The 10869-nt window shown below is 63.0% G+C and carries 8 protein-coding genes and 2 pseudogenes; 8 read left to right on the forward strand and 2 right to left on the reverse strand.

All coding sequences use genetic code 11. The features are described from left to right. Positions 1-133 precede the first annotated feature (133 nt). The 7 genes and pseudogenes from ACYAS9_RS21855 to ACYAS9_RS21885 form a co-directional block, all read left to right on the forward strand. Entirely contained in the window at positions 134-1264 is a 1131-nt protein-coding gene (locus tag ACYAS9_RS21855; protein ID WP_463570398.1) for an aminomethyltransferase family protein, read from the forward strand. Positions 1265-1303: 39 nt separating this feature from the next. Further along, positions 1304-2164 (forward strand): formyltetrahydrofolate deformylase, encoded by an 861-nt coding sequence (gene purU, locus ACYAS9_RS21860; protein ID WP_463570399.1) that lies wholly within the window; start codon positions 1304-1306, stop codon positions 2162-2164. Beyond that, on the forward strand, positions 2161-3021 hold the full coding sequence (gene folD, locus ACYAS9_RS21865; protein WP_463570400.1) for a bifunctional methylenetetrahydrofolate dehydrogenase/methenyltetrahydrofolate cyclohydrolase FolD: 861 nt from the start codon (positions 2161-2163) through the stop codon (positions 3019-3021). Before purU ends, folD begins: the two co-directional genes overlap by 4 nt. Positions 3022-3055: 34 nt before the next feature. Then, positions 3056-4426 (forward strand): NAD(P)-binding domain-containing protein, encoded by a 1371-nt coding sequence (locus ACYAS9_RS21870; protein ID WP_463570401.1) that lies wholly within the window; start codon positions 3056-3058, stop codon positions 4424-4426. 215 nt (positions 4427-4641) lie between these two features. Further along, positions 4642-6987 (forward strand): DUF1989 domain-containing protein, encoded by a 2346-nt coding sequence (locus ACYAS9_RS21875; RefSeq protein ID WP_463570402.1) that lies wholly within the window; start codon positions 4642-4644, stop codon positions 6985-6987. Between the two features lie 489 nt (positions 6988-7476). Then, a pseudogene (locus tag ACYAS9_RS21880) lies at positions 7477-7809 on the forward strand (PAS domain-containing protein); the annotation flags it as partial. Between the two features lie 33 nt (positions 7810-7842). Next, positions 7843-8058, forward strand: a pseudogene (locus tag ACYAS9_RS21885) (methyl-accepting chemotaxis protein); the annotation flags it as partial. A gap of 7 nt (positions 8059-8065) precedes the next feature. Here ACYAS9_RS21885 and ACYAS9_RS21890 read toward each other — a convergent pair. Then, entirely contained in the window at positions 8066-8404 is a 339-nt protein-coding gene (locus ACYAS9_RS21890; protein WP_463570403.1) for a DMT family transporter, read from the reverse strand. A 169-nt stretch (positions 8405-8573) separates the two neighbouring features. Next, a complete protein-coding gene (locus ACYAS9_RS21895; RefSeq protein ID WP_463570404.1) occupies positions 8574-9893 on the reverse strand; it encodes an ammonium transporter in 1320 nt (439 codons plus the stop codon). 423 nt (positions 9894-10316) lie between these two features. Here ACYAS9_RS21895 and ACYAS9_RS21900 point away from each other — a divergent pair, with 423 nt between their 5' ends. Further along, a complete protein-coding gene (locus ACYAS9_RS21900; RefSeq protein ID WP_463570405.1) occupies positions 10317-10697 on the forward strand; it encodes a RidA family protein in 381 nt (126 codons plus the stop codon). The last annotated feature ends 172 nt before the right edge of the window (positions 10698-10869 follow it).

Consider the following 10869-nt stretch of genomic DNA (forward strand, 5'->3'; position numbering starts at 1 on the left):
CCCACCCCCGCCCCCCACCCTACCATCCCCCCCGGCGGACCCGCCGGCGCGCCCGCCCCCCCCCCCCCCCCCCCCCCCCCCCCCCTCCTACGGGGGAGGCTGTGTTGTTTATTTATCCAACGAGGAATTTTCCATGACTCATTCATGGCGCACGCCTGCGCTTCGCGAACGGCATCTGGCCCTGGGCTCGAACCTGGAAGACTGGAACGGCATGCCCACCGCCTGGACCTACGCCACCGATCTGGCCGACCACCACGAGGCCATTCGCACCCGTGCCGGCTTGATGGACGTCTCGGGCCTGAAAAAGGTGCATTACGTCGGCCCGCACGCCGAAAGCCTGTTGCAGCAGGCCACCACCCGCGACATCGCCAAGCTGTATCCGGGTAAATCGGTGTACGCCTGCATGCTCGACGAAGACGGCAATTTCGCCGACGACTGCATCGTCTATCGCACCGGCCCCAATGCTTTCATGGTGGTACACGGCGCCGGCAGCGGTCATGAGCTGCTGGTGCGCTCGGCGCAAGGCCGCCAGGTCGCGGTGCTGTTCGACGACGATCTGCACGACCTGTCGCTGCAAGGTCCGAAAGCCGTGGATTTTCTCGCCGAACACGTGCCGGGCATCCGTGACCTGCCGTACTTCCATCACCTGCAAACCCGCTTGTTCGACCGCCCGGTGATGATTTCGCGCACCGGCTACACCGGTGAGCGCGGCTACGAGATCTTCTGCAAGGCCAGCGATGCGGCATTGATCTGGGACGGCATTCTGGAGAAGGGCCGCGACCTGGGAATCATCCCCTGTGCGTTTACCGCGCTGGACTGGCTGCGGGTCGAAAGCTCGCTGCTGTTTTTCCCCTACGACAACTCGCAGATGTACCCCTTCGCCGACCAGAAGGCCGGCGACAGCCTGTGGGAACTGGGCCTGGATTTCACCGTGTCGCCCGGCAAGCAGGGGTTTCGTGGCGCGGAGGAGCATTACCGGCGCCAGGGCCAGGAGCGCTTCAAAATTTTCGGTGTGCTGCTCGACGGCGAGACCGCGGCCCAGGCCGGCGACACGCTGTGGTTCGAAGGCCGCCAGGTCGGCTTGATCACCTGCGGCATGTTCTCGCGGCTGACCGGCAAATCCATGGCCATCGCCCGGGTCGAGCCGTCGATTGCCGAGCAGGGCGTGGCGCTTGAAGTGCGCGGCAGCCTGAACGCCTCTGCGATCAGCCACAGCCTGCCGTTCGATGACCCGGAAAAGAAAAAGCGTACGGCCAAAGGCTGATCCGCTTCACGACTTGCCAGCAACAATAGAGACCATGCCATGACCACCCCGCACTACATTCTCAACGTCAGTTGCCCGGCGACCTCGGGCATTGTCAGCGCCGTGACCACCTACCTGGCCGATCGCGACTGTTACCTGAGCGAGCTGGCGCAGTTCGACGACGAGCACACCGGGCGCTTTTTCATGCGTGCGGTGTTCCGCTTCAATGCCGGCGCCACTGACGATATCGAGGCGTTGCGTCAGGGCTTCGACGATGTCGCGGTGCCCTTCGGCATGCAGTGGGCGCTGCACGCCGGCGACAAGCCGCTGAAAGTGCTGTTGATGGTCAGCAAGTTCGACCATTGCCTGACCGACCTGCTGTATCGCCATCACAAGGGCGAGCTGAGCATGCACATCACCGCCATCGTCTCCAACCATCTGGACCTGCGGCCGATGGCCGAGCGCGAGGGCATCCGCTTCGTTTACCTGCCGGTCACGCCGGACACCAAGGCGGCGCAGGAAGCCGAGCTGATGAGCATCGTCGAGCAGACCGGCACCGACCTGGTGGTGCTGGCGCGCTACATGCAGATTCTGTCCGATGACCTGTGCCACAAGCTCGCCGGGCGCGCGATCAATATCCATCACTCGTTCCTGCCCGGCTTCAAGGGTGCAAGGCCCTATCACCAGGCCTATGCGCGCGGCGTCAAACTGATCGGCGCCACCGCGCATTACGTCACCGGCGATCTGGACGAAGGGCCGATCATCGAGCAGCAAGTGCAACGGGTCGAGCATGACCATGGTCCCGACGATCTGGTCGCCATCGGCCGCGACACCGAAACCGTGGCGCTGTCGCGGGCGCTCAAGTACCACCTGGAACACCGGGTGTTCATCAACCACGACAAGACGGTGATCTTCCGATGAGCGCCCGGCTGATCGATGGCAAGGCGGCGTCACTGCGGTTGCTGGCCGAGGTGAGCCTCGATGCCGCGCAACTCAGGGCACAAGGCATCGAGCCTGCGCTGGCGGTGGTGCTGGTCGGCGCAGACCCGGCCAGCCAGGTCTATGTGCGCAACAAGACCCTGCGCGCCGGCGAGTGCGGCATTCGCTCGCTGGAGCACCGCTTGCCGGCCCAGACCACCGAGGCGGATGTACTGGGGCTGATCGCACAGCTGAATGCCGACCCGGCGGTGCACGGCATTCTGGTGCAACTGCCGTTGCCGGCGCAGATCGACGAGCAGCGGGTGATCCAGGCCATTGCGCCGCACAAGGACGTCGATGGCTTTCATGCCGAAAACGTCGGCGGCCTCAGCCAGGGCCGACGGGTGCTCACACCTTGCACGCCGGCCGGGGTCATGCGCCTGTTGCAGGACACCTGTGGCGATTTGCGCGGCAAGCACGCGGTGGTCATCGGCCGCTCCAATATCGTCGGTAAACCGATGGCCGCCTTGCTGCTGCAAGCCGACTGTTCGGTGACCGTGGTGCACTCGCGAAGCGCCAATGCCGCGCAGCTTTGCCAACAGGCCGACATCGTCGTCGCGGCGGTCGGCCGGCCGTTGCTGATCGACGCGCAGTGGCTCAAGCCGGGTGCGGTGGTCATCGATGTCGGCATCAACCGCATCGAACAGCAGGGCCAGTCGCGGCTGGTCGGCGATGTCGACTTTGCCGCCGCACTGCCCATCGCTTCGGCCATCACCCCGGTGCCCGGCGGCGTCGGCCCGATGACCATTGCCTGCCTGATGCACAACACCCTTGTCGCCACCCGCTTGCAATGCCTGTGAGGCATCGAGCGTTTGTCATTGCGGAGAATCGAAGATGAAAAAGCGAGTCGCCATTATCGGTGCCGGCCCTTGCGGCCTGGCGCAACTGCGGGCCTTTCAGTCGGCAGGCGAAGCGGGTGCGGACATCCCCGAACTGGTCTGTTTCGAGAAACAGGCCGACTGGGGCGGCATGTGGAATTACACCTGGCGCACTGGTCTTGACGAACACGGCGAGCCGGTCCACGGCAGCATGTACCGCTACCTGTGGTCGAACGGTCCGAAAGAGTGCCTGGAGTTTGCCGACTACAGTTTCGACGAACACTTTGGCCGCCCGATCGGCTCTTATCCGCCGCGCGAAGTGCTGTGGGATTACATCAAGGGCCGGGTCGAAAAAGCCGGGGTACGCGACTACATCCGCTTCAACACCGTGGTGCGCAGCGTGACCTTTGATGAGGCGCACGAGCAGTTCACGGTCACGCTTCATGACCACGCCAAGGATGTGACTTACAGCGAGATCTTTGACCATGTGGTGGTCGCCAGCGGGCATTTCTCCACGCCCAACGTGCCGCACTTTCCGGGCTTCGAGACCTTCGCCGGGCGCGTGCTGCATGCCCACGATTTTCGCGATGCGCTGGAGTTCAAGGACAAGGATGTGTTGATCGTCGGCGGCAGTTACTCGGCCGAAGACATCGGTTCGCAATGCTACAAATACGGCGCGCGGACCATCACCAGCAGTTACCGCAGTGCGCCGATGGGCTATCAGTGGCCGGCCAACTGGGAAGAAAAACCGCTGCTGACTCACGTGCAGGGCAACCGCGCGTTCTTCATCGACGGCACCAGCAAGGCAGTCGACGCAGTGATTCTGTGCACCGGCTACAAGCACCACTTTGCCTTTTTGCCGGAAGAACTGCGCCTCAAGACCGGCAACCGCTTGTGGCCGTTGAACCTGTACAAGGGCGTGTTCTGGGAAAACAACCCACGCCTGATTTACCTGGGCATGCAGGACCAGTGGTACAGCTTCAACATGTTCGACGCCCAGGCCTGGTACGCCCGCGACGTGATTCTGGGGCGCATCGACCTACCGGACAAGGCGCGCATGCGTGCCGAAAACCTGGCCTGGCGCCAGGAAGAGGAAACCCTCGAAACCGCGCAGCAGATGTTCGAGTTTCAGGGCGAATACATCCGCCAGCTGATCGAAGCCACCGACTACCCAAGCTTCGATATCTCGCAGGTGAACCAGACCTTCCTGCAATGGAAGAAGGACAAGTACGAAGACATCATGGGGTATCGCAACAACTGCTATCGCTCGCTGATCACCGGCACGCTGGCCACCGTCCACCACACCCCGTGGCTCGATGCCCTGGACGATTCGCTCAAGGCCTACCTGGGCAACGACGGCTTCGACCGCCTGAAATCCACCGGCTGATCTGCCCCCCCCGTAGGAGCGCGCTTGCCCGCGACCGGCTGCGTTAGCAGTCGTAAATTTTCAGCGTTTCGCAGAATTTACAGTCGTAAATTTTCAGCGTTTCCGAGATTTTGCGAGCGCTAGCGCACTCGGTCGCGGGCCAGCGCGCTCCTACGGGATGTGTGTCAGTCGCTTGAAAGCGGTGTGCCTGTCATTTGTTTGCTATGAGGTTGCTCATGAATCTTCCTGTCACCAGCCGGCCTCTGGAGCCGGCCTTGTTTGCCCGTACCCCGGGTTACGAACGGCACCGGGTCGCGCCGGGCGGGCTGACGGTGGTCGCCTTGCAGGCCGGCGACCGCTTGCAGGTCATCGACCTGGAAGGCGACCAACCTGCGCAGTTGCTGGCCTTTCTGAGCGACGGTCGCGAGGCGCTTTCAGCGCTGGGTTTGCACAGCACACCCGGTGCGCGCTTTATCGGCCAGCGACTGAACGAGCGCACCCTTGAATCACAACACGTCGCCGCCGGCCTGACCCGGCGCGGTGTGGATTGCCGCCACCTTGGGGAGGCGTGCAGCCTCTGGCCGGCCGCGACGCCGGCAGGCTTCAGCCGCTCGATGAGCGCCAGCGCCGAGGTGCTGGTGGTGGTCGCCGCACCCGGCGGGCGCACGGCGGTGGACGGGCAGGGCAGGGCCAGCGAACTGCGCCTGGTCATCGAACGCGCCAACCCGACGGCGTTGTGGGTGCCACCGCTGCCGGCACCGCTGGGCGAGGTCATCGACGAATTCACCATTACCCCCGGTACCGCACGCGATTATCACGTGGGTGCGGGCCAGTTCATTCAGGTGATCGATGTCGCCGGGCGCCAGTGCTCGGACTTTGTCGCCTTTGACCGGCGCGGGCTGGATGACGGGCGTGAGATCGATCTGGACCCCACCGTCACCCGCACCCTCAACGGCAGCGCCTATCCGGGGCCGGGACTGTTCAGCCGCTTCTACGACCGCAACCTGCAACCGATGCTCGAAGTGGTGCGCGACACGGTCGGCCGCCACGACACCTTCGCCCTGGCCTGCACCGCACGCTATTACGAGTCGCAAGGCTATTTCGGCCACGACAATTGCAGCGACAACATCAGCCGCGTCCTGGCGGCGCACGGTGTGCAGGGGCGGGCGGGATGGCCGGCGATCAATTTCTTCTTCAACACCGGCATCGATGCCCATCAACACCTGACCCTCGACGAGCCGTGGTCGCGTCCCGGCGATTATGTGTTGCTCAAGGCGATGACCGACCTGGTGTGCGCCAGCAGCAGTTGCCCGGACGATATCGACCCGGCCAATGGCTGGCAGCCCACCGACATTCATATTCGCGTTTATTCCGAAAAGGAGCGCTTCAGTATCGCCATGAGCACACGACAGACCGCCGACGCCGACCCGGTGCTGACCCGCGAAAGCGGTTTTCATCCGGGCACTTCAAGCCTGACCCGGCAGTTCACCGACTACCGCGGTTTCTGGACCCCGACCCGCTTCGATGGCTACGGCGCCCTTGAGGAATATCACGGCTGCCGCGAACGGGTGGCGGTGATGGACCTGTCGGCCCTGCGCAAGTTCGAGGTGCTGGGCCCCGATGCCGAAGCCTTGCTCGACTACTGCCTGACCCGCGATGTGCGCAAGCTCGCCATCGGCCAGGTGGTCTATTCGGCCATGTGCTACGAGCACGGCGGCATGCTCGACGACGGCACCTTGCTGCGCCTGGGCCAGGATGCGTTTCGCTGGATCGGCGGCGAGGATCACGCCGGCGTATGGCTGCGCGAGCAGGCCCAAAAACTCGGCATGAAGGTATGGATCAAGAACGCCTCGGAACAGATCAGCAACATCGCTGTGCAGGGCCCGCTAAGCCGCGAACTGCTCAGGCAGATGATCTGGACACCGGGCACCCAGCCGGCGCTGGCAGAGCTTGGCTGGTTCCGCTTTCTGACCGGGCGCCTGGACGACCATAACGGCCCGGCGCTGATGGTGTCGCGCACCGGCTACACCGGCGAGCTGGGCTTTGAAGTCTGGTGCCATCCCGATGACGCGATGCAGGTCTGGGAACGGCTCTGGGCGCTCGGCAAACCACTGGGGCTGGTGCCGTTGGGGCTTGAAGCGCTGGACATGCTGCGCATCGAAGCCGGGCTGGTGTTTGCCGGTTACGAGTTCGACGACCAGACCGACCCGTTCGAAGCCGGCATCGGCTTTTGCGTGCCCCTGAAGAGCAAAACCGCCGACTTCATCGGCCGCGAGGCGCTGCTGCGGCGCACCGCCCAGCCCCGGCACAAACTGGTCGGGCTGCTGCTGGAGGGCAACGAAGTCGCAGCGCACGGCGATTGCGTGCGCGTCGGCCGTGCCCAGGTCGGGGTCATCACCAGCGCCACCCGCTCGGCGGTGCTGGGAAGCAACATCGCCCTGTGCCGGCTGGATATCGCCTATTGCGAGCCTGGCACGCTGCTTGAAATCGGCAAGCTCGACGGCCAGCAAAAACGCATTCGCGCGCAGGTGGCGACCAGCACCGTGGCCTATGACCCGGACAAAAGCCGGGTTCGCAGCTGATCCATTGGCTTCACCCAGGCGCCCTGTACGACGGCATACGTCTTGCACGGCGCCTTTTGTCATTTCGTTTGCCTGAAGGGAGATTGGCCGATGTGGTTTAAAAACGCTTCTCGTAACCTGGCCAATGACCTTGGCCTGTGGCTGGACCGGTTGCTGGACGAGCAGGGCAGCCCCGTTCCTGCGTCTGCACCACTGCGTGATCATCCGCGCTTGCAAGGCAATCTGCAGCGCCTGCACCAGCGCTGGGGCGAGCTGCAAAGCATCCGCCAGGAAGCGCAACAGCGACCGGCGCCACCCTGCACCGATCAGCAGTACGCCGAGCTGCAACGCCTTGTGGCGCAAGGTCTGGCACGGATTGCCGAGCTGGAGGCGCAGCAGCACAGCGATCAGGCGCGGCTGGCGCAAATGAGCGCAGAGCAAGCGGGCTGGGAGCAAGAGCGGCAGGTCTGGGACGTGATTCGTAGCAGCCTGACCGAGGGCTGTTGGTCGATGAACGTGGTGGACGGCAATCCCGATCACCCACACAACGTGATTCGCTGGTCGGAGCAGTTTCGCCAGTTGATCGGCCACGACGCCCAGTCGTTTCCCGATGGCTGGGACAGCTACTTTGCGGTGGTCAACAGCGATGACCTCAAACAGGTCATGCAAGCGTTCGACAGCTCGATGAAAGAGCCCGGCGGCGATGGTGGCTATGTCGTGGAGTACCGCATGCGCCACAAGACCCGTGGCGAACTGTGGTTCCGTGAGCGCGGCCGCAGCCTGCGCGACAGCCATGGCCGGCTGCTGCATGTCGCCGGCGCGGTGCGTGAGATCACTGATGAAAAGACCGCGGCCAACCTGCATGAACGCGAGCAGGCCGGTATCCAGGCCACCTACGAAAACATCGCGCGCATTGCGGCGGTGATTCGTGGCATCGCCGAGCAGACCAACCTGCTGGCGCTCAACGCCGCGATTGAAGCGGCGCGGGCCGGCGAACAGGGCAGAGGGTTTGCCGTGGTCGCCGACGAAGTGCGCAACCTGGCCCAGCGCACGCAAGAGTCGGTGCAGCAGATCCAGTCCATGTTGCAGCAGCGCTGAATCAGGCGGCGGTCGGGCTGAACAGTTTCAGCCCGACGATGCCGCCGACAATCATCAGCAGACACACCCCGCGCAACACATTCAGCGGCTCGCCCAGCACCACGGTGGCGTAGATCACCGTCCCGATCACGCCGATCCCGACCCACACCGCATACGCCAGGCCCAGCGGCAATTCACGCACTGCAAGGCTCAGCAGGTAAATACTCAACGCCAGGAACACTGCGCAATACAGGCTCGGCCACAACCGGGTAAAGCCCTGCGTGCGCGGAATCACCGAGGCATAAAACACCTCGCACAACCCCGCGAGCACCAGCCACCACCATCCGTTCAATCCTGCCATTGTTCCCTGTCCTTGCAATCCATTCCCCGGCTGCACCCCCCGTAGGAGCGCGCTCTGCCCGCGACCGAGTGCGCAGCGCTCGCAAATTCTATGAAACGCTGAAAATTTACGACTGCTAACGCAGCCGGTCGCGGTGGTCCGGCATTCCGGCAGAGCGCGCTCCTACATTTCAATTGGAGTACTTGTAGCCAACCTCGCCATGCGCGGCCAGGTCCAGGCCATCCACTTCGGCGTCCTCATCGACACGCAAGCCGCCGCACAGTATGGCCGCGAGCTTGAACGCCACCAGGCTGCTCAGCGCCGAGAACACAATGCTGAACAGCAGCGCGCCGCCATTGACCATCAACTGGCTGACAAGATCGCGGCCTTCGGCAAAGCCTTGGCCGCCCAGCGCCGTCATGGCAAACACTGGCGTCAGCAGCCCGCCCAGAATGCCGGCGACACCGTGTACGCCAAACACATCGAAGGCATCGTCCAGGCCCAGCATCGGCTTGAGTTTTTCCACCGACCAGACGCACAGGGGACCGGCGATAAAGCCCAGCACGATGGCGCCCATCGGCCCGACAAAGCCGCACGCCGGGGTGATCGCCACCAGGCCTGCGATAGAGCCCGACACCGCCCCGAACAGGCTCGGCCGGCCACGGTGTTTCCATTCCACCAGCATCCAGCCCAGCGCACCGGCGCAGCTGGCCAGCATGGTGTTGACCATCACCAGCATGGCAAAGCCGTTGACGGCCAGCACACAGCCGCCGCAGAAACCCAGCCAGCCGACCCACAGCAGCGAGCCGCCGGTCATGGTCATGGTCATGTTGTGCGGCGCCAGCTGCGAGGTGCCGAAACCACGACGCCGACCGATCAGCCAGGCACCGACCAACGAGGCAATCCCGACATTGAGGTGCACCACGTTGCCGCCGGCAAAGTCCTGCACGCCCAGGTTGAACACCCAGCCGCCGCCCCAGGCCATGTGCGCCATGGGGATATAGTTGAGGGTGATCCAAAGCGCCATGAACACCATGACCGCCGAGAACTTCATGCGCTCGGCAAACGCGCCGACGATGATGGCCGGCGTAATCGCCGCAAACAGCAGCATGAACAAGAAGTACAAATACTCAGGGATGGTGCCCACCACCGTGGTAATGGTCACGCCCTGCAGGAACAACTTGTCCAGGTTGCCGATGACCGCATTCATCGAACCGCCGTCGCCAAATACCAGGCTGTAGCCGTACACGGCAAAAATGATCGACATCAATGCCGCCGTGCAAAACACCTGCATCATCACCGAGAGCACATTCTTGGTTCTGGCCATGCCGCCGTAAAACAGCGCAAGGCCGGGTAATGTCATCAACAACACAATCAGCGAACACAACGCCACAAAGGCGGTGTCGCCAGAGTTGATCACCGGAGCAGCTTCATCGGCATACCCTGAAGAGCAAGCCATAACAAGAGAGAGGCCGCAGATGGCGCGGCCTGAGCGAGCAAGGCGGATCATGGCTGAGTATCTCCAACGGTCGGGAATCGTGCCGGCGCCGATGCAGGACAAAGGCGCGCCAGCGCTGGGGTTTACGCCGCAGGGGAGATGAATTGCTCATTCCCTTTGGGTAATTTATTTTCCTGTTGGGAATAGCAATTAGCTTGCCACTAATGGAAACAGGCAATGATCGGGATCGTTGCAATCCCGCCCCGCCGAGTATTGGCCATGCCCGCCATGGTTTTTATTCATGGCGTTGATTCTCTATGAACAACTGCAACTTTCAGGGGTAAAGAAGATGCACTGTTAATGCGCACTTTCCTGAAATGAGCGCCGTTATGGATATATGCACAAAGGGGTATTGCTCAAGTTGCGGTTCATTGCTTTTTTGGTCATGAGGTACACTAACGGCCATACAGTTCTATCCCTCAACCTGAGATTTTCATGGCTAACCAAGACATCACCTTCATTCCCGATCCTGACGCCGATTCCATTTCCTCCGACGTCGCAGGCTTCGGCGGCCTGCTGGTCTCGACACAGATCCCGACCCGCGCCGATGGCAGCCTGGAACTGGGCGGCATCACCGAACAAAGCGAATGCACCTTGCAGGCGCTCAAAGTGGCGCTGGAAAAGGCCGGCAGCTCGATGGACCGGGTTCTGCACCTGACCATCTACCTCACCGACATGGCCGACCGCGCCGCCTTCAACGATGTGTACCGGCGCTTTTTCAAGCAGCCCTGGCCAGTACGCGCCGCCGTGGGCGTGGCGTCGCTGGCGGTCGAAGGCATGCGCGTTGAAGTGACGGCAATGGCGGCCAAGGCTTAAGGGCTAACGGCGCGCTCATCAAACACAACGCAGAACCGGAGTAATCGTATTCGTCCGGCCTCTGGGGCAGCCTGGTATCGAGTACCCCCCGTAGGAGCGGGGGGGGGGCCCCCCCCCCCCGGGGCCCGCCCGCAAACAGACTGAACACCAGCAAATTTAAACACAAAGACAA

The sequence above is a fragment of the Pseudomonas sp. HP_08 genome, from assembly GCF_055284095.1.

Bases quoted from the DNA above. Each gene is read 5' to 3' on its own strand.
- ACYAS9_RS21855 (WP_463570398.1), top strand. From the start codon at position 134: ATGACTCATTCATGGCGCACGCCTGCGCTTCGCGAACGGCATCTGGCC.
- ACYAS9_RS21870 (WP_463570401.1), top strand. From the start codon at position 3,056: ATGAAAAAGCGAGTCGCCATTATCGGTGCCGGCCCTTGCGGCCTGGCG.
- ACYAS9_RS21900 (WP_463570405.1), top strand. From the start codon at position 10,317: ATGGCTAACCAAGACATCACCTTCATTCCCGATCCTGACGCCGATTCC.
- ACYAS9_RS21895 (WP_463570404.1), bottom strand. From the start codon at position 9,893: ATGATCCGCCTTGCTCGCTCAGGCCGCGCCATCTGCGGCCTCTCTCTT.
- ACYAS9_RS21890 (WP_463570403.1), bottom strand. From the start codon at position 8,404: ATGGCAGGATTGAACGGATGGTGGTGGCTGGTGCTCGCGGGGTTGTGC.
- folD (WP_463570400.1), top strand. From the start codon at position 2,161: ATGAGCGCCCGGCTGATCGATGGCAAGGCGGCGTCACTGCGGTTGCTG.
- purU (WP_463570399.1), top strand. From the start codon at position 1,304: ATGACCACCCCGCACTACATTCTCAACGTCAGTTGCCCGGCGACCTCG.
- ACYAS9_RS21875 (WP_463570402.1), top strand. From the start codon at position 4,642: ATGAATCTTCCTGTCACCAGCCGGCCTCTGGAGCCGGCCTTGTTTGCC.